This is a genomic window from Rummeliibacillus sp. GQ308 (assembly GCF_059759115.1).
In genome coordinates this window covers 1746406-1766892 of the sequence record NZ_JCAXDQ010000001.1, presented here as the reverse complement: position 1 = coordinate 1766892, position 20487 = coordinate 1746406, and the positions used below count along the sequence as shown (strand labels likewise).

At 33.0% G+C, this 20487-nt stretch carries 15 protein-coding genes; 12 read left to right on the top strand and 3 right to left on the bottom strand.

Annotated elements, in window-relative coordinates:
• Positions 1-40: 40 nt before the first annotated feature.
• Positions 41-3004, bottom strand: a complete 2964-nt coding sequence (locus AC6CHJ_RS08770) for an EAL domain-containing protein (protein ID WP_498288142.1) — start codon at positions 3002-3004, stop codon at positions 41-43.
• Positions 3005-3305: 301 nt separating this feature from the next.
• Here AC6CHJ_RS08770 and AC6CHJ_RS08765 point away from each other — a divergent pair, with 301 nt between their 5' ends.
• Together AC6CHJ_RS08765 and deoD are read left to right on the top strand one after the other, a co-directional pair.
• A complete protein-coding gene (locus tag AC6CHJ_RS08765) occupies positions 3306-3527 on the top strand; it encodes a YozE family protein (protein WP_498288140.1) in 222 nt (73 codons plus the stop codon).
• Positions 3528-3628: 101 nt separating this feature from the next.
• Positions 3629-4333: a purine-nucleoside phosphorylase gene (gene deoD, locus AC6CHJ_RS08760; protein WP_066788093.1), complete on the top strand. Its 705-nt coding sequence runs from the start codon at positions 3629-3631 to the stop codon at positions 4331-4333.
• Between the two features lie 63 nt (positions 4334-4396).
• Here the strand turns inward: deoD and AC6CHJ_RS08755 are convergent, their stop codons facing one another.
• The gene (locus AC6CHJ_RS08755) at positions 4397-5563 is read right to left on the bottom strand and encodes a tyrosine-type recombinase/integrase (protein WP_498288138.1); all 1167 of its coding nucleotides are present in this window, start codon (positions 5561-5563) and stop codon (positions 4397-4399) included.
• An 891-nt stretch (positions 5564-6454) separates the two neighbouring features.
• On the opposite strand from AC6CHJ_RS08755, the gene AC6CHJ_RS08750 reads away from it, so the two are divergent.
• From AC6CHJ_RS08750 to AC6CHJ_RS08730, 5 genes are all read left to right on the top strand, one after another.
• Entirely contained in the window at positions 6455-6751 is a 297-nt protein-coding gene (locus AC6CHJ_RS08750) for a hypothetical protein (protein WP_498288136.1), read from the top strand.
• 618 nt (positions 6752-7369) lie between these two features.
• The gene (locus AC6CHJ_RS08745) at positions 7370-7654 is read left to right on the top strand and encodes a hypothetical protein (RefSeq protein WP_498288134.1); all 285 of its coding nucleotides are present in this window, start codon (positions 7370-7372) and stop codon (positions 7652-7654) included.
• 15 nt (positions 7655-7669) lie between these two features.
• Positions 7670-7972 (top strand): hypothetical protein, encoded by a 303-nt coding sequence (locus tag AC6CHJ_RS08740; protein ID WP_498288132.1) that lies wholly within the window; start codon positions 7670-7672, stop codon positions 7970-7972.
• 207 nt (positions 7973-8179) lie between these two features.
• Positions 8180-11146 (top strand): DEAD/DEAH box helicase family protein, encoded by a 2967-nt coding sequence (locus AC6CHJ_RS08735; protein ID WP_498288130.1) that lies wholly within the window; start codon positions 8180-8182, stop codon positions 11144-11146.
• Between the two features lie 971 nt (positions 11147-12117).
• Positions 12118-13458 (top strand): SIR2 family NAD-dependent protein deacylase, encoded by a 1341-nt coding sequence (locus AC6CHJ_RS08730; protein WP_498288128.1) that lies wholly within the window; start codon positions 12118-12120, stop codon positions 13456-13458.
• Between the two features lie 238 nt (positions 13459-13696).
• Here the strand turns inward: AC6CHJ_RS08730 and AC6CHJ_RS08725 are convergent, their stop codons facing one another.
• Positions 13697-14770, bottom strand: coding sequence for an SH3 domain-containing protein (locus tag AC6CHJ_RS08725; RefSeq protein WP_498288126.1), 1074 nt, complete (start codon positions 14768-14770; stop codon positions 13697-13699).
• A 408-nt stretch (positions 14771-15178) separates the two neighbouring features.
• Between AC6CHJ_RS08725 and AC6CHJ_RS08720 the strand changes: the two genes are divergently transcribed.
• The 5 genes from AC6CHJ_RS08720 to AC6CHJ_RS08700 all read left to right on the top strand — a co-directional run bounded on the left by AC6CHJ_RS08720 (position 15179) and on the right by AC6CHJ_RS08700 (position 20299).
• Entirely contained in the window at positions 15179-15514 is a 336-nt protein-coding gene (locus AC6CHJ_RS08720; protein WP_498288124.1) for a hypothetical protein, read from the top strand.
• Positions 15515-15963: 449 nt separating this feature from the next.
• Positions 15964-16203 (top strand): helix-turn-helix domain-containing protein, encoded by a 240-nt coding sequence (locus tag AC6CHJ_RS08715; RefSeq protein ID WP_498288122.1) that lies wholly within the window; start codon positions 15964-15966, stop codon positions 16201-16203.
• 113 nt (positions 16204-16316) lie between these two features.
• Complete coding sequence (locus AC6CHJ_RS08710) at positions 16317-17120, top strand: hypothetical protein (RefSeq protein WP_498288120.1); 804 nt, start codon at positions 16317-16319, stop codon at positions 17118-17120.
• Between the two features lie 27 nt (positions 17121-17147).
• On the top strand, positions 17148-18020 hold the full coding sequence (locus tag AC6CHJ_RS08705; RefSeq protein WP_498288118.1) for a hypothetical protein: 873 nt from the start codon (positions 17148-17150) through the stop codon (positions 18018-18020).
• Positions 18014-20299 carry a hypothetical protein gene (locus AC6CHJ_RS08700; protein ID WP_498288116.1) on the top strand — a complete coding sequence of 762 codons (2286 nt, stop codon included), beginning with the start codon at positions 18014-18016 and terminating at the stop codon, positions 20297-20299. The genes AC6CHJ_RS08705 and AC6CHJ_RS08700 overlap by 7 nt, the downstream gene beginning before the upstream one ends.
• Positions 20300-20487 lie beyond the last annotated feature (188 nt).

Genomic DNA, 20487 nt, shown 5'->3' with positions numbered 1-20487 from the left:
AAAGAAGGCAACAGCGCAATACAGCGTTGTTGCCTTTTTGTTACTTAAAAATAGAAAAGAATTCTACCGGGCTTGTCCAGATAAAATCTGTGTCTGGGATCTGTTTACTGGATTCATTTAATTTGTTTAATAGATGTATCGTAGAAGCAAGAGATGTTTCATTCTCTTCCTCTAGCAGAAATGCAACACCGTATGCAAAAAGAGAGCCTTTTACTTCATTTTGCCATTTGAGCACACCGTTTAAAATGAACTTTTTATTTAAAAGGCTAAAACAAAATTGATATTTCATCTGGGATTGTATGGCCAAATTCATCGAAGAGATAATTTTCATACCGCCAAAGCTGATATTTTCGATGAGAATCTTGTTGGAACCTACTTCGACTTTTTCGTTTTGCATTTCTATTAAGGTCATATCTGCTTGAACGTAAGTAGGTAATTGAAAACGTATAAATGCACGCCGTTCCTGGTCAATAATAGTGAGTTTACAGGCACTACTAGGAGAAAGAGAGCCTGTTTTAAGAATTTGATAGAAATCTTTTTTTTGTAGAGGCTTTGAAAAAAGATAGCCCTGTATATAATGGCAGCCATTATGGAGTAAGAATTGTAACTGTTCATATTCTTCTACACCTTCAGCCACAACAGTCATTCCCAGCTCTTTCGCTAAATGGATAATCGAAAGTATGATGCCTTTATCCACACTACCCTCACTGGTTATATGCCGTGTGAAAATTTGATCGATCTTGATAATATCCGGTTTGAAAGTCCGAATTGACATAAGAGAAGAATAACCTGTCCCAAAGTCATCTATTGCTATTTTAATCCCTAAATCTCTTAATTGTTGAAGTGAAGACAACACATTTTTCTCGTTCTGCAATAGCGTACTTTCAGTGATTTCTAATTCAATAAATGTTGCTGAAATATCATATCGTGAAAGTAGAATTTTTACATATTCGGCTAATCCTTTTTTCATAAAGCGTGTTGGTGAGATATTAATAGCAATTGGCTTTAAATCAATTCCCTCGTCTTTCCAGTTTTTAAGCTGGACGCATACTTTTTCAATCACCCAATCTGTAATAGCATTTATAAGGTGGTTTTCTTCCGCCAAAGGTATAAACTCACCGGGCGAAACATAACCCCATTCAGGATGATTCCAACGTAATAGTGCCTCTGCTCCGTATACAGCACCACTGATCGGTTCAACTTGAGGCTGATAAAAAATTTCAAATTCCTCATTGTTAATCGCTTTCCGCATATCTTGATCTAAATTATATTTTTTATAGGAATGGATACTGTCTGTATATGAATATACTTGATAGTTTGCTTTACCTTGCCGTTTTGCATGATATAATGCTGAGTGCGCATTTTCCAATAATGTTTGCTTATCCGTACCATCTATACCATAAAAGCTAATGCCAATACTTGTTGATAGATGCATTTCAAATTCCTGTATGGTTAATGGTTTCTTACTTACAGTAATAAGCATTTCTGCTAATGAGTATACATCTTCCTTATCGTGGATTTTCCAAAGTAATACGATGAAATCATTGCTATTGAGCCTTCCGAAATAACTGTTTGGAGGCATTCGTTTACTAAAACGATTTGCAAGAGTTTTCAATGCCTCATCACCGATATGATAGCCTAAAGAATCATTTATTATATTTAGCCGATCAATATCTAAATAAAGCAAAGCGAATGGGTGGTTTCTGTTACATAAGCTTTCCATCACTTCGTAAATACTATGCTGATTTGGTAAATTTGTAAGAGCGTCATAACGTGCCAGATGGTTGATTTTCTCTTCTAGTAACTTTTCATGAGTGATATCAGTTACAAATCCAAAAAGAATTGTTGCATCTCTCTTTTCATTCGTGGTGGGGATTGTTTGCTCGAACAGCCATTTAACATCACCTGCACCATCAATTAATCGATAGGTAAACTTTGCACTTTCTCCTTTCGAGCTTTTCTCTAAGTAAGGACCGATTTCATGGTGATGACAAGGGTGAACCATATTTATCCAGATATCTTTATCTGTATATAAAGTTTCTAACGGAATTTTTAAGATATCTTCCATTCCTTTGGAGGCAAAAATCATTTTCCCAGTTTCAGCATCCCTCATCCAAATGCCAGCTGTTAGATTGTCAAAAATAAAGGCATAACGTGCAATAGTATCCTTCAGTTCCGATTCTAGCAGTTTCTCTGCTGTCTCATCTTTAATGACGCCATTTAGTTTATAAGGCTTACCATTCTTCCATAGAACGACTGCTTTCACTTTTATGTAGCGGAGATTGCCCGTTAAACCATGATAAATACGAAATTCAGCTGAGTAATCTTTCCCTTTGATAGCCTTTTGCACTTGATCATAAATTAATCTATAATCATCTGGATGAACTAATTTAAAGGGTTCTTCCATTTTCATGCTGGGTGTTTGAGGCAACCCAAAGAGTTTAAAAAAGTGCTTTGAGCATTTAAGACGGTCTTCAGCTATCCAATATTCAAAACTTCCAATATCGGCTATTTGCTGAGCGTTGTTTAAATGCTTTTGACTGGAAAGTAAGATGTCTTTTAATTTCACTTGTTCAGTCATATCACTCATCACCAAATATACAGCCTCTACCTTCTCTTCGTAAATTAATGGGATAAATGTAAATAACACATGAAGTGTACCATATTTATAATTACTAACTTCGATCTCATATCTTTGGGTATTGCCTGAGACAGCGTGTAAAAATGCTGTATGGATATTTCTGTAGGATTTCTTTGCAATAGATTCAAAATCTTGTATTTCATTTATTTCCTCACCCAGGATAGGGAAAGTTTCTTTATTCTGTATTATCACCTTCCCACTGGACGAAAGAATTAGAAAAGTATCTGGATGGTTTTCTGCTAGTGATGTAAGCATATTTAATAGAGCAAAAGTGATTGGACTTTCTTCTTGAGAAAAAGGGTTACTATTAGATATTAACGGTGAGTTTAAATGAATTAAATTTTCGAAATTTTTATCTGCCAATTCAATCACTTCCTTCTATTTTTTATTAAATATATAAAATAGTTGATAATTATGAATTATAAGTGCAAAGAACTAGAAAGTGAATAGGTTTAAAGGCTAAAAAAAGATATTTTTCATGCTATATTAGTAAAAATGGCATTGCTAGCATGATATGATAGACTAGTGAAATTAGATTCCCTTATTTCCTTAATTAGAAACGCAGAGTGTATTACTTCGCACTTGAAAATTAAACTTTCTGTGTAAATTAGAGACGAACGGGTACAATTATGATAAATATTCTTACTGAAACGGAGGGAATCATGTGAAACCTTCATTTTACCAATATGTATTAACATTTAGAGGCGGAAAAAATGACCCAAAGGCAGACTTTGCGGAAGCAGCATTTGATGATCATAGTTTTCCTAAAGCAGAGGAGGATTTCTCCGCTCTGTCGAAATATATAGAGGAGAACGATAGTGACCAATTAAAAGCCACAGTATTTGATGAATTATGGCAATTATATGAAGAAAAATTTTCAGAATAATATTTGTCAGATGTCAGACGTTCTTGCTACAATAAGGGTGTATGTATTATAAATATTGATTATAATAAATGTGTTATAGTCAAAAGAAAAGGGGATACAAAATGAGTATTCATATTAATGCAAAACAAGGCGATATCGCAGAGATCGTATTACTTCCAGGAGATCCACTTCGTGCAAAATATATTGCAGAAACTTTCTTAGAAGATGTTACTCAATACAACGAAGTTCGTAATATGTTCGGCTATACAGGTACATATAAAGGCAAACGTGTTTCTGTACAAGGTACAGGCATGGGCGTACCTTCCATTTCAATTTACACAACAGAGTTAATGCAAGAGTACGGATGCCAAAAACTGATCCGTGTTGGTACTTGCGGCGCTCTAAAACGCGATGTAAAGGTTCGTGATGTGATTCTTGCTCAATCTGCTACTACAGACTCTAAAATGAATGAAATTATCTTTAAAGGCATTGATTATGCGCCAACAGCTGATTTCGATTTATTGAAAAAAGCTTACAAAGCAGGCGAAGAAGCAGGTTTACACTTGCGTGTCGGTAACGTTTATACTGCTGATCTTTTCTACGGAGAAGACAATCAAAACGAAAAATTAGCGGATTATGGCGTATTGGCAGTCGAAATGGAAACAGCTGCACTTTACACACTAGCAGCTAAATTCAACCGTCAAGCATTATCTGTTCTAACAGTATCTGACCACCTTCTAACAGGTGAAGCTACTTCATCGGAAGAACGTCAAACTACTTTCAACGATATGATGGTAGTTGCTCTTGAAGCAGCTATTCAAGACTAGTTGTAGCAAGGGTTTGTGAACTGGTAAATTTTTACGGGTGACCATTGGTGACCAAATGTACTTTTAAAGGTTACTAAATAGGTCACTCGCTTTTTGTTTTTGTGACGTATCAATATGAGAATAGGTGTCTAATGTTTCACGAATATTTGCGTGACCGAGTTGTTCTTGAATGACCTTAATATTCACATTTTTGGAGAGCATATAACTAGCAAATGTGTGTCTTAAGCCATGAAATGTGATATAAGGTAAGTTGTATTTTTTTACAATATCTCGCCATTGAATGGACATTCTGTCAGGATGATTTGGAAAGCCACTATCCTTTGAGAAAACTAAATAAATGGGTTTATTATGCTTAGTATAGATTGGATTGCACTTTTCTTCTAATTTCCCCAACTTAATTTTCTTCTTATCAATATAATCTTTTAACTCGCTCATTAAATTTTGAGGAGCATATACCACACGACTTTCTCCAGTTTTCGTTGTATCCAGAAAAAATTGTTTGTTAGTTTTATCATATTGTAAGGTCTTCTCAACGTAGATTGAGTTGTTTTGAAAATCTAGTGATTCAAATTGTAAGCCGGCTATTTCTGCCATTCTTAATCCACAAAACAATGCAATTTTTATTTGTAATTGATGTTTAATGTGGAGTTTAGGAATTACTTGTAATAGTTGCTTTATTTGTTCCTCTGTATAATAGTTAATACGTCGTGTTTTCGTACGTTTTGGTTTAGTAGCCCTAGCACAAGGATTGACCTCGATATATCCCCATTCTATTGCTTTATTGAACATTGTATTAAGCATCACAAATTTTTCATAAACAGAACCGGCTTTCATCTTTTTCTGTTCAACACTAAATAAGTTAATTTGTGTTGCTGTAATTTTATGCAGTTTCATCATACCAAAAAAACCAAGTAACCCATTATTTAAATAATTTTCATATGTGTTGCGAGATTTTACTTTTAATTCTATCCCAACATAATCACTCATAAATTTTTCAGAAAACTGACTAAAAGTAATTTTCTTGGTATTACCAAACGTTTGTTGCTCCTTGCCTAATGACTTTTCAAACTGAGCAATAGCATTGATAATGTTACTCTCATTCAATTTCTTTAGTGTAGCAATTTTAATCTTTCGTAATCTTTTTCCATTTTCATCATATCCATATTCAACAATTATTTTAATTCTTGGTTGTCCTTTCTTATTTGGTTCAAGGATTCGATAACTTGCCAATTTAAATTCTCCTTAGAGTTGTATAGCAATTTTCTAAAATGAAATTATAAACCAAATTTTTCATTAATTATTATGTCACTTCTATTTTAGATATACAAATTTCTTTTAACTAGAAGAACAATATTAGCAAGGTGAGTGAAATCACTACTCTTTAGATGGCGAAATATACATATAGTTATAGTGTAATTCTTCCTTCTTTCCATTATGTTCCTTCTCATTTTTTTCGTGTAATTAGTACAGCTTTGTTGATGGAGGATGAATTTGAGAGTACTATATTAGATGTAAGAGAGATAAAGAAAGAGTTTAAGAACTCTCTAATCTAACTTAGTAGCAGTAAGGCGTCGGTAGTCGCTGCTACAGAGAGTGAGGTTAGTAACCTCATTCCTAGAGAAGAACTTTTAAAGCATTGACGCGGATTGAAATGAAAAAGAAATTCAATATATTGAGATTAATGTTAGTATCATTAAGACAAATGTCAAAAATGACTATATTATATAGATATAGCGATAAAATTGTGAAGGAACACATGGCTCTTATAAGAGAGTTGTGTGTTTCTTCTCTTTTTATATAGTAATTTGTTCCTTCTTTTATTTAAGGAAGAGGCTCAAAATAAGCTTCTCCTTAATTTTTTAAAAAAATTTGAAAGTCCTACAAAGTCAGTTATACCAAGGTTTCTAAAGCAATAATTTGTTTAGTGAAGCGTGAGAGAAAATCCAAAGTAGGATAGAAAAGTGGATGGACCTGCCATTATTGTGCTACCTTAGATATATATAGGGGGCATAAAGAAATAAGAAAAGGAAATTGTAATTAGAAAGATATCTGAAATTGAATGCAATGCCAGAATAATTATTTAGATGTATTGCTATAAAAATTATTGAGAGGAGAATGGAATTGATTAAACTAAGAAAGCCAGCAGAAGAAGACGTAAAACGTATTTTTGGAGAAACAATAAAAGTAGAGGATTATGAATACATAGTAGTATCAGATGAATGGTGTACATATACCGAATATAACAATTATGACTCGGAGTCTAATTTGTATAGCGATGTAAGTATTAATAATACAGCTATATGGGTAGGCGATGTAGTAAGTATATTCGAGGAAAACTTAGAAAGTTATACACGGGATTTGGATGATGATGAATATACATATTTCAACGAATTAAATGGAACAGAAGAAGAAAAATAAATATCCTTATTAAAGGAATTAACTGTAGGTAACATGGATGAAGAATATAGATATATGGTTGATATCATTGTAAAGGCGATTACTACGGATTATACAAGAATCTTGATTATGATTCCTTATACGTATTCAGTGACGAGGAAGATGAAGAGGAAGATGACGAGAATGAAAAATATAAAGGACTCGCTGAAGCGGTAAGTAACTATAACTGCGCGTGTAATGCAGATGTATTCTTGTATTTGAGCGATAATGAAGTTTGGACGATAACGTATGCTGGTTGCAGCGAGAGCACTACATACCAAAGTGATGACATTATTAATATACTAAGTAAATCTGTGTTCGTACCTTATGATAAATTGATAACCAAAGATGAATTGCGTGAAATATGTAGTGAGAATACTATTTAAAAAGAGATTAATAAAGATAACTAGTAACTATATGCTATTAATTGATTGAATATTAAGAATTATTAAAATAATAATGTATTTATAATATCTAAATTCATTCTTTATCTAAAAAGAAGAGTAATCCACTAAATTAGAGTGATTAAGTTTTTTTATGCTTCTAATGTACAGTGTAGTAACAGATGTGACAATAAATGAAAGGGAGTAGATAAATAATATGACAAATAAGAGCAACACAGATAGAGCGATTGAAATGGTTGACGAACTAAAGGAAAGGTTTTTAATATCTCACACGGAAGCTTGCCGTAGATTGGGCATTGCACGGATTAATTATTGTCGGTGGTCTAAGGGAGAATATCCGATTTCAGATAGGGTATTTAATCGTATGTTAGTTAAATACAACTCATTTAAAAATATCGACGACAATTCGATGTTAATCAATAAGTTGCAACTGCAAGTTACTGATATACAAAGACAGTTGGATTCAATCGCGGGAAAGTAAAGAGAGGAGATAAAAATGAATAGAAAAAATGATGAAGTGATATATGAGGCATACGTACACTATGCCCCCGACATGATAGAACATTGGACCAAAATCTACTTAGAGGAAGATTATGAAATACATAAGGGTTATATTTTTTATACATATTATAACGAGTATGAAGAGAAGACAGAGGAATATTTAATTCGTATAGATGATATTGTGGATAAGATGATATGTTACGCAAGTATAGGATATGACGAATTTAGCAAAGAGTTAATCAGAGAAGCAATCGAAGAATGTCCATGGTATAAATTTGAGATTGTGCCATTGCAATAATAAGCATAAAAAAGAGTTTATTAAACTCTGTAATTAAAAATAAAACCATTACAATTGCATGTTTGGTAGCAGTAGTTGTAATAGTTCTTTTATGAGACGGAAATTCATCAATATTAATATATTAATAGTATATCATTATTTGGTATACATATACCAGTGTACTTGAGTGGTATTATTAATCCTTCTAATTGAGAGGAGAAGAATAGAATGACTTTAATGAAACGGAATGAAGAACAACTAATTGATATTACTACAACAGTTAAAAAATACGGTAGTTTGAAGCCTTTAAAAGAGGTTTCGGATGCTGAGTATAATAAAAAAATGGCAGCAATACAGAGAGAGATTAATCAGAAAGGTATTCGGGGGAATTATAGGGTAGATGAACTTTTTGAAAAAATTGAAGAAAGACTATTTGTGCCGTCACAATACTATGTTACGGATAAATACAAAAGAAGTTATGTAAGTAGTAATCTCATTATGATTGATGTAGATGATTATACCGGGGATATGGATAAAGCTTATGAAAGCGGTCTTAGCAATTTATCGATAGGTTATGTACATACACCGTCAGGACAAGATAGATTTCGCTTAGCCTTTATACTAGACGATTATATTACAGATTATAAGCATTATAGTTATATGCATAAGACTATATGCAGCATGTTGCAAGGGTATGATTTCTACAGTTGTATTGATTTTGGTGCAAAATCGCCTATTAATTCTATAAGAGTAGGGCGAGGTTATAAATATTATAATGTAGATGCTCGAGTGCGATATACATTATATAAAAATAAAATAGCGCGAGAAATTGAAGAAGATTACGAAAAGAGATATGCAAGAGAAAACTATACTAATGATAGTGGCAGCGCTAGTGGGATTATTCTGACGGATGCTGAAATATATGAGAGGATTACGTACATGGGTGGCGTTGAAACTGAGTATGAGGATTGGTGGCCACTTGTTTTTGCCATAAGGGCAGAATTTGGCGACGGTGCAGAAGCATACGAATTAGCAAGAGCAGCATCATTTGACAGAGACAAAGATGATTTTAAAGAGAGATTAGATTCGCTTTTTAAGCAAGATATTGGATTATATACATTTGGTCCTTTTATAACTATCGCTAACAGGTATGGATATTCACCTTCTCTCGCCGTAACGGAGGCGAGAAGAGAAGCAGCAAAAGAAGCTGGAATATTAAGAGAAGAATATAGTTATAATATTAAAAATGTAAAACCCGAAAAGATGGAAGAGAAATACATAAATGCAAAAATAATAAAAAATTTATTAAAAGGTAATGATACAACTCTGATTGCTGCACCAACTAATAGTGGTAAAAGTACAGCAGTGATTGATGCATTCAAAGAAATAGCAAAGGAGTCACCTAAAAATATATGTATTCTGACGGTTCCACTTACTCCAATAATTGACAATTTAGCGAGCGAGGATGAAGAAGTTGTAGGTTATTATGCAACGCAAGAAGACTGCGAATTCCGAGACGCTATTGGAAATGCTCTAATTTATGAGAAGAAACAAATCTTTATTACTACTTATAACGCTACTCATAAGCTAGTCACATACATAAATAGTCTAATGCCGGATGCAAATATACGAATCGTAGCAGATGAGGTGCATCAGTGGGTACAAGCTTACAACTATAGAGATAAAGCTATAAGAGACTTGGCTATTACTTTACCATTAATACGATTGGGATTATCAGGGACAGACTATCCCATCGATGCTTCTTCTATTTTTAATAAAAAAATTAAATTTGTTAGAGAAGATGAAAAGATTAATGCGGATGAATACAATGTCTATACATATCAGAATGATAATGCAGATGTTTTTGCTGCTACGGTTAATGCAATTAAAAGTAATTTGACTAGTGGTGATAAGGTTCTTCTCTTTCTCGATAATACGGAAAAAAGTAAAGAATTAAAAGATAAAGTAAGAGAAGAATTGCCAATGGTTAGAGTAGCTACTGTAGATGCACCAACTAAGAAAGATAACGATGTCTATCACACTTTAGTCAAGGAGAAGCGTTGGCCTGATAATATTGATTTGATAATTTCAACTCGTCTTCTATCGGATGGAATCTCCATTATTAATAATTATGATAGCCATATCGCTATTTTATCTAGTCGATATTCGCAACTGAGAGATACAGTTGTACTACGGCAATCAGCATCAAGATTCCGTAATCAATATAAGAGTATCAATCTAATTGTGCAGGAACCAAGCAATAACATAGAAACTCCCTACAATTTCGAAGGGGCTATATCTCATGCGATGTATTATGCGGAAAAACAGTATGAGCGAGTGCAAGAGTTTGAAATCCCCGATAATTTATATGGGATTGTTGAAAATACATATCATGTGACCCCATTAGGAGTGGACGAACTAGCTATACGGCACGATGCGATGTTTTATCAATCTCGCTATTATGGTAAAAATCGGAAAGCTTTGTGGCTGGCATTCGGCAAAACATTAGGTTTACCAGTTAGTAAGATTGTTGATGTAACGCCTGCTCCTTCTCAGAAAGATGAATCAGTAAGTAGTAAAAAGAGAAGTGAAACGAAGGAAGAACGAGAAGAAAGAATGACTCAATTTAAGGATAGATGTACTCAAAAACATATTGATAGAGCTAGGATAGGGGACGTACATAGTCAAGAAAAACTTAAAAATTATTTGAATGACAACGAATACCGAACATTGAGTGATATTTTGCTTATTGTAAAGAGAGCGGAAGATATTTTTAAGATAGTAAGTCGGACGACTAGACGCAACAGTAATTATCAATACACTACATATCTGGATGAACTTTTAAAATTAGAAAGAGTGTCCGAACATAGTAATGATTTATACATAATCAAAGAGTTAACTTCTAAGCTAGAGCAGTATGATGGGCTAGTAACTAAAGAAGAATTTGAAAGTATTTTAAATTCAGTTGCACGAAAAGTTTCGGTGGCATTGCCTGTAGCAAGAGAAATTCCAAAGAAATATTTTATCAGTGAGAAGAAAAATAAGAATCAACAACGTGCAACGAAATACATACCAATTACTAGTCAGTCAGTTGGAGCAGTTTATGGAATAGAAAGTAGTGAAGTTCAAGAACATTTAGAAGAGTATAAATATTTGGTGGATAGTGGGAAAAGGGAGAAGAAAAAAATAGAGTGAGGTTAATAACCTCTTTAATGGAGGGTGGCAAGAACAGAGGTGCCCGTGGGCAGCGGAACGGCATCCACATACCCTGTCCCCCTATCCACATGAATTATTAAGCGTAAGCGTTGTTAGTGTTGGAGTATCTATTTTACTAACGTAAAACAGATACTTCTTGCTAAAAAAATCTAATTCTTCTTTATACTACTCTTCTCTTTTTTATATTATCAATTTAATTTATTTATCTAGATAAGACAGTTGATTATTAAATATATCTATATAAATAAGATTATCAACTGTCTTAATTAAAATTGAGATAGAAAGAAAAATAAAGAAGAGAATGAAAGGTTTTAATGAGGGAACTATCATGATGCGTTAGCATTATGGTAGTCCAACATTAACAACGGGTAAACCCGTGTAGTAATCTATGTGGATAGGGGGACACTCCTATGGGGGATGTCGGTCGGCGGTTCGGCCGTAAACTTTGGGGAAACAAAATTATTTCTTAGGAAATTCCAACTTTGATTTTTTAGTAGTAGAAAATATCAAACTGCATAGCATGAAATAAAGCAAATTTCGACATTGCTAAATAGATTCTATACGAAGGTGATATTATGAAGAAACTTAAAATGATACTAGCTGTTATCGAGCTATTAATACAAATTATTACATTAATACTAACATTACTTCCTAAGAGAAGAAAATAGAAGAGGAGCAGAACCATAACAGAGAAACTACTCAACTGCTACAACTGCAAGTTAATAACACTTTACAATCAGAGAGATATGCACGTCAAAACTGGCGTTGATATCCACTGTTCCCCTTCTTTTTGGATTTATCGATATATTACTTAATGTATATATCAATACTCCTAAATATTTAGTGAAATTAATATTTTATATGGTACAATAAACTCACTATTAAATATAAATGGTACAGTCCCCAAGCGTATTTAGAAGTAATTATACTAGTTTTTTAGGAGGATTATAGTGAGTTTTTTAGATATTGCAGCTTCAGCAGTTAGTAATTCATTGACTTTGTTTGTTGGAACGGGATTGAGTAAACATTTAACAGATGGTAAAGCCCCAAGTTGGCTAGAATTAATTATAGAGTGTGTTGAGAGATTAGATAACAAAGAAAAATTAAGTGATGAACTATTTGTAAAAAATGATAATGGAAAAATAGTAGATTCTAAATTGGAGCTTACAGTATGTGCTCAAATTATAGAATTAGAATATGAAAAAGTAAATAAAGATATTCGTGTTGAAATCTCACTTATTATAAAAGAATTAATTAATGATGAATCTATTAATCAAGAAAAAGTAGTTGAGTTTAAGAATTTAGTTAATGATAGGAAGGTAAACATAATTACAACTAATTATGACTCTATTTTGTCAGACTATATTATAAATAATAATAGAAGATTAGTCATTGAAGGAATGCCCATTTCAAGGGTAAATGGTGAGGTGAGTATATACCATATTCATGGGTCAATTCTCAAACCCAATTCAATTGTATTAACAATTAACGATTATTTTAATTTTCAACATAAAGAAAATTATTTTTCCAGAAAACTATTCACCCTATTGAGAGAAACTCAAGTTGTAATTCTAGGTTATTCTTTATCGGATTTTAATCTAAACAGAATACTTAATGAAGCAAAAAATACTGAGGGAGTTTCATTAAAACAATCAAATATATATTACATATCCAGACATAAAGTGGATGATGTACTGAAACGTTACTATTTAAGTTCCTATGGAGTAGAAATTATAGAAGAATGTACTATTTCTGAATTTGTTAATAATGTAGTGTCTTTATTAGAACGTGCTAAAACAGTCATAGTAAATAAAGCCCCGAAATTAAATAGTATGCTACAAGGTAATGGAATGTACGTAAAAGAGGCAATAGAGACAAAAGGATTACTAGATAGGATAATCATGAGGGCATCTTTAATTGGTACTAGCACAGACGACGAACATTTTCAGCGTTTTTTAATAAGACTTTTGGAAAAGAAACAAAGCCTAACGATGGATAGTGGAGCTTGGAGCCAGTATACACATTTTGCAGAATGGTTAGTAAATATAGCGTCTTATATTCCAATAGAAGATAGTTGTTTCGAAAAAGACTTTCTTGGTTTAATAGATTATTCTTTTTCTAAAATGAGCAGAGAACTTTATTATGGAAAATCTTGGGCTTCTTTTGAAGTGTGGGATTCCCAGTGGGATAACTTACTACCAGAAAATAAAGAGTTGCTATTAAAAATGATGGAGGAAAATCTTTATTCTCCAATGACTGGAGTTCCGTATTTATTGGATAAATATAAATAATTGTTAAATCTCATTTATAATGGAAAACATAATTAAAATTAAAAATTAAAATATAGTAATTAAATTTTGCTTAGCTTTCTATCATACTCTTCAGTAATTGGGCGCCTATCTTTAATAGAAGGCGCCCTTTTCTTTTCAATGATGTTCCGGAGCAACGAATTTATGGATTGTATTAAGGTATAGAAAGAATTTTAAGGGAGCAGCAACAAATTGGAGGTAGGTTGCTGATATTATAGAGTTATTTCTCTTTTTTAAACTTCACCACTTTAGATTTTTCAACCCAGCCTTCAATATATTCGTTATCCTGAACAAGCTGGATTTTAAGCCACTTTCCTTTTTTCTCGTGTACACTAACAGCGGAATTAGTTTTTAATTTATTTGGGTATGCAATTGGTGCATTTTTAGATTTACCCTCCCTTATAAATGTCTCTGCTCTTATCAACCCTATATGATTAATATAATTGTATTCATCAATTCCTTTTTCTTTTATATATTTTTTTATTTCGAGTTTATCAACAGCATATTCCTTTGTTGTTGCTATGTACTCTTGGATAGCGTCTCGAATTTGGAAATGATTCTCCTGTTGGAGATTAACAACTGTAATATATAGGGGAATAAGCAACATACTTAAAATTGTATAAACTACACTTGCACTTAAACCGTTCAACATATCTTTAATTAATTTCTTGAAAAAGCCTTGTTGTTTTGTATCATTTTGTTTTAATTTTGTATCTACAATTTCAAAAAATTCATCAACTGTTAAGTCTTTTAAATGAACAGAGGAATTTACTGTAAGCGTAGCATTGACTTCGCTTATTCCGCTTTGTTTAGTGTTATATGAATCTTCCTTATTACTCACTTCATCAAAAATTTCAATAAGCTCTGTAATTTTAATTGTATCAAGTTGATTATAAATACTAGATAGGTGTTCCATTGATTTCAAATTGTTAAATTGACTATGAATCTTAGAAGTATTTTTGCTTAAAGCAATTTGATTTCGTCTAAGAATATTAGTAAATGAAGAGTCTAACATTCTTTGTATTTGCGTTTGCTGTTTAACAATATCATCAAAAGGGGACCTCAACAATTCTTGCATTTTGTTTTGTTGTTCAATGATATCATCCAATGGGGACCTCATTATTTCCTGCATATAATTTTGGCGCTCAATTATAGCATCTAATGGGGACTTCATCATTTCTTGCATTTTGTTTTGGCGCTCAATAATATCATTGAATGGCGATTTCAACAATTTATTTAAACCTTCTTGGTATTTTAAATACCTATCTAATTGGGGAACTATATAATTATTCACAGGCTGAAAGACCTCCTTGAAGTAATTTATTATAATACTATTTAAAGAACATTGGAGAAGCTTGTATAATCATAGCATACTAAGGATAAATGAATTCAATTATTAATACCGGTTATAATAAATATTATAATGGACATTCCATCAATCTCATTGTCGTAAAACCAACCTCTATCATTTAAGTAGCAACAATTGATTTTCCAAATCATCTCATACTCAACTACATCGATAATCCCACTGTAATCCGGTATGGATTCTTCTACTTCTTTCTTGCTGAGTACACACGCACTGTAATAAAGACGCACCTTATCCGCACTTATGCTTAGATATAAACGGTAAGAAACAACTTATCAAAGTAGAGGATTCATGTGATTGGGATAATCCATTAATTGTTCGGGGAGGTGGTACAGGGTGTATTTAAAATCAGCAGATAGGGCACTCGGTAAGATATACTACCACTTATTGCAGATTGGTAATGTAGCTGGATTCAAATTGGGTGAGGAAGAAGTAGAAGATAGAGAATGCGAATTTAGAGCAAATCAATTATCTAAAATCACAGGAAAATTAGGAGAAGTAGCTTCTCTTTATGAATACCTCGACCGAGAAATCCTAAGCGAAGGAAAACTAATAAAAGGTGAAAGAGGTATTTACAAGATAGACGGTACTAGCATCTATTACAAATTTGGCAGACGCATCGAATACTACGACAAACGTATATCTAACTATAATATAAGCACCATTGGCTAGAATGGTAATGATTACTATATAGTAGGTTATCCATTACAATTAAATGGTACTAAGGTTCGCACACGAGGATATAATAAAAGAGAGAAGGAACAGAATGAGTCTAAATGCTAGACGATTCATTTTGTTCCTTCTCTTTTTGTTTTCTTTTTACAGTATTCCATTTTTCTTTTTTAGTAAATAGAATGTCGACTTTTTTTGAGGTTAAGTATGTGGTTTATGAAAAAGACTTAACTCGCGAAAACATACAACATATTATTTATACGCTCTACGCGATGGGGATGTTGATACCTTATATTGATGCCAATAGTGAGAAGGCTAGTTAATTCTAGTACTTCTCTTTTTAATGTGTTCCAAAAATGAGAAGTAATCCAATAAAATAAGTGTACAAGTTTGGTGAAGTTTCTAAAGTACAGTAGATATAAAAGAAAGATTCAAGGGAGGTGTAATAATTGCAAAGTAATGAATCACTAACAGATAAAGTCAACCGTCAAATCGATTACCTATTGTATTGCTATACGGTTGATGAGGTGGCAAGACTACTGGGTGTGTCTAGGGTATCGATTTACAATTGGCGACATAAACACTATAACATCAGCAAAATACGCTACAGAGTAATACAAGATAAGATGGACCAGATTTTAGAGGCGGAAAAGGAAAAAGAAGTTGAACATGCAAACATATATAAGTAATTAGTAAGTAAGTAATTTTATTAGGAAATACTGGTAAAATAATGAGTAATATAGTACACTAATAATAAGTTAGATAACTGCTACTAATATATCATTCGGGAGGTTTTAAAATAATGAATAAACTAAAAAATATAATTAAAAATACAATAGTAGGTGCATTATTAGTTAGTGGCTCATATGCTTTTTTCAATCCAGTAGATGCTAAGGCTGCTACAAATAATAATAATTTCGAATTGAGTGAAAAGGCAAAACAAGAATTAGCTGAGAATGCTAAAGTCGAAGCAATGATGGACAAGCTTGAAGAAGAACATCCGATTGTAGAGGGTGCAAAGATTACTAAATATACTTACGTTAGTGGTAATGACTATGTTAAAAATGGTAAATTTTATAAAGTTTATAGAGTTAATTGGACCAAGACTGATAAAGTTAGTTATGCCGGTGTAGCCGTACGTGTGGCTAGTAGCTACGAAAAAGTAATGTACACAACAAGCGGAAACCATGTTGATAGCCGTGCAAAATTGACAAGCGAACAGAAGAAAATTATTACTACATTAACTAAGAGTAAGACCTATAGTAAAAAGTTTCGCTATGTGGCAGTTTATAGGGATGACCTAAAGATAACATCACTATATATTATTCCAGATAATGGTGAAAAGGTAATTGATACATTAGAACCAGAAACTTATTATTATTTAGATAACAAAGGGACTCTGGGATTAGCCGCACCTAGCAAAAGTTCACCGCTTAAAGCCAAAGTAAAGATAGCTTATGCCTTAAATGTGTTACCGCATGTAGACACCGAAAAAGCTTGGTACAAAGCATTTACTGGTGGCTTTTACAATAAAAGTTCATTCCATGGATACGCTGTAGATTGTTATTATTTATTTGCTTATATATTACCTAAAAAGTTTCAATAAAAAATGATGAGAAGGAGAGGATAACTGATGAATAAAAAAAGAGTAGCGATAGTCATTTCTGCTCTTTTTATTTTGATTGCGTTTTTAATTTTTGGAATTATCGCCATTTTCAAAGCTATTAATCATGATAATAAAACCAAAAATCACGTTAGCGTAAACACTTCACAAATCAAAGGAGGCACTAACTACCATCACAACGATACAGATAGTGAGTACGATAAGATGTTAGCAGAAGAAGCTAAAGAAGCACAAGACGCACAAGATGAAAGAGTAAAAAAAGCAGAAGAGAAGAAAAAGAAGAAAGAAAAATACGCTTATGATGTAAGCAAAGAAAAAGGAAAGGAATACGTATTAGATGACGTAGGTGGTAAAATTCCTAAAGGAGCCATTGGCACCAAACCAATAAATAGTAAGAGAAGTACCAAAGATTTAAATAAGAACATAAAACCAATCTACAGTAAGTATGCAAAAGATTCGCCTAAGCTGACACAAAATAAAATTACAAAAGAAACCGATGTATTACATAAATATATAAAAGGTAATAATATTCTGATTGTTAATAGCCCTACAGATTTACAAGGTGATTCTGTTGCATTTGCATATAAAACAAATAATAAAGGTACTATTAAAGGTACAGTAGTAACTGTAATGCGTTTAACTGGTACGGCGAAAGAAGTTAAAAATAAAAATTTGCATTACATAATCAATTTTAATACTAATTACATAGACAAACATACTACTAATTGTTATAGCATAGCAAAAGCATTCGGCATGCCAATAAGTAAAAATGAATACTTTAATATGTACGAGAAGTACAAAAACGGAAAAATGACCGAGAACGATTACAAAAAGCCATACTCTATTGGTTACAACGGTATGGAGGTGGCTGTAGGATGGTAAAATTTAAAGATTTATTTAAGCTGTCAGTAGGATTATTATTCATTGGGATTTCATTCTCCTCCTTCTCTTTTTCGGTCGTTCACGCAGCCAATGATTATGAGACGTTTGAAGATGGTACTGTTATAGACAAAAATACATATAACAAAGGCAGTATGGTAGAAAACGGATTTAACTTTAATGATGACGAATTGAATGGAAAGAATGCTTTTAAATACTTACAAAAAAAATATCAAGGGGTATTCACACAAACTAAAAATTTGAAGGGACATAACAATACATCTGTGCAATTCAATCAGTATGATGCAGATAATTTCAGGACGATTTTTTATGGAGATGTAACAGATGCTGCTCAGTTGCAAATTAACGATTATGTGGGAAAACAAAGAAGATACATAGGAGTAGAGTACACAGCAACAGAACCTACACATAACCCAAAGGTATCATACGATATTTGTACTGATGGTACGCTACTTGCAAGAAAGGTTTTAGACAGACCGACTGACAATCCAGGTAGTATCCCAACAGCTAATAATTTAGTAAAAAACGGTTCAGCACAATTTAATTACAATATTGGAGTAAAAACTTATTATACTGGATTAGCATCTGCAAAATCGGGTAAAGTAAAAGAATTGCAAAATAAAAGTGGGCAAGAAATCCGAAAAGAATGGGCCGACCTTATTTATGACAAATATGCTGATGATGAAGTCATCGCACTAAATAAGCAACAAAAACATAGAGGTTGCTATTTAAGACCTAAGTACGGAATAAGTAACATGCACGCGAACCATATTCAGCTCAAGTATAAAGACCCTATAGATAGGATTGACCATTTCCACGTAACTGTTCCACCCACTGAACTCACTGACGGACAAGTTTACGAATGGCATAACGGCAGTAACTATGATGGTTTCCGACTCTCATACAAATCCAATGCCAATTTTAAAGCAATAGAAATCAAAACCAAAAAGATAGGTAAAATCATCGAAGCTACTCTGTTAGTTAAAAATACGATGTCACATTACGTCGACACAGGGACTGGGATACCAGCTGAATTTGTCGTTAGTGAGGGTAGTGGACACGTAATGTATTCAGGGTTATCACTCAAGGCACTTCCAAAATGGAGACCGGGAGAAATTAGAGAAATCCCATTATTTGATAGTTATATGATAGACGACAAATACGTGGGTCAGGATTTAGAAATTTATGCTAACTTTAATCCAGAGCAAGGAGACGCGTTTTACGAAAACACCTATAGTGATAATTCAGTCACTACTAAAATAAAAGTAGATGGCGACCCAGCAAACGATTGTGACGGAACTTGTATCAAATCATTTTTCGGAACGACAAAAAGTTATGGACGATTAGAAATGCAAGACGATAGCGATACATTAGTGTGTAATACATATACAGTTACACTAAATAATGCGACCGAGGTAGCGACACACAAAGCTAAATATACTACTTTAACTGGTTTATGGTCATCAAACTTCCATGGGCATGATAAGTACAAGAGTGATATCGATTCAATAGATGTTGGAAAAAAAGATACCCTACGAGCAACAGGTACTCCACAATTTTCCGGTGACCATGTAATTAACACACGGATTACTAACCATAAAGTACCCGGTATTAAAAAGTTGGGGAGAGTAATACGTTCCGGAAGAAGTATAGAGATGTACAGTGGTATTCATATTCGCATAACTGCTGAGAGCTTTGCAAGTTACGCAAAAGCGGAATCCACTGTTGATAAAATGTATAACTACATGACAGGTAAAAGTGACAAAAATAAATTTGTGGCACGAGGTAGCCGTACAAAAGGCGGGGAACTAAAAAATAATCTAGGTAAAATTGAAACTCCCGCTCAGATTGATAAAAATAGAGAAGAACGTGTTGTTAATACAAGTAAGAGCAAGACGCAATATGGAGATTGCAATAATACATTGACAAAATACAATGTATCGAAAGAATTTTTTGTTCCACTCGCCACTAAAAATGCAGGTGGCAAGCAGAAAACTCAGAATGGTGATTCCGCGCCAACGAAAGAGTATGCAGTAGGGAAAGACCCATATCAGTTATATACCAGTATTAATACTCCGGATGGAATTTATAAAATATTCTTCCGCAATTATGTTGACCCTAAAATTTTCGAGGGAGCTAGTGGAGAAGAAGAATACTGTAATACATCCTATGAAAAAGTGGCAATACAAGGTAACCTATACGATGATGTTCGCACTGTGGACGTGACCCCAGAAGGACCACCACCGGATTATGGATGGTAAAGAGAAGAGAAGTACACCATTAAATTAATATATTGACCTATCTAACTAATAATAGTTGGATAGGTTCTTTTTGTTCCTTCTCACCAATACAAAAAGATTATTTTATTGGGATATTATGTTATCCTAATCATAGAAAAAATTCTCTGGCATGTTTTTGTTTTATAGAAGTAATATAGCAAAAGGAGATG

Excerpts from the sequence above, each read along its gene's own strand:
- AC6CHJ_RS08745 (WP_498288134.1), top strand. The coding sequence starts at position 7,370 with ATGACAAATAAGAGCAACACAGATAGAGCGATTGAAATGGTTGACGAA.
- AC6CHJ_RS08735 (WP_498288130.1), top strand. The coding sequence starts at position 8,180 with ATGACTTTAATGAAACGGAATGAAGAACAACTAATTGATATTACTACA.
- AC6CHJ_RS08705 (WP_498288118.1), top strand. The coding sequence starts at position 17,148 with ATGAATAAAAAAAGAGTAGCGATAGTCATTTCTGCTCTTTTTATTTTG.
- AC6CHJ_RS08700 (WP_498288116.1), top strand. The coding sequence starts at position 18,014 with ATGGTAAAATTTAAAGATTTATTTAAGCTGTCAGTAGGATTATTATTC.
- AC6CHJ_RS08740 (WP_498288132.1), top strand. The coding sequence starts at position 7,670 with ATGAATAGAAAAAATGATGAAGTGATATATGAGGCATACGTACACTAT.
- AC6CHJ_RS08710 (WP_498288120.1), top strand. The coding sequence starts at position 16,317 with ATGAATAAACTAAAAAATATAATTAAAAATACAATAGTAGGTGCATTA.
- deoD (WP_066788093.1), top strand. The coding sequence starts at position 3,629 with ATGAGTATTCATATTAATGCAAAACAAGGCGATATCGCAGAGATCGTA.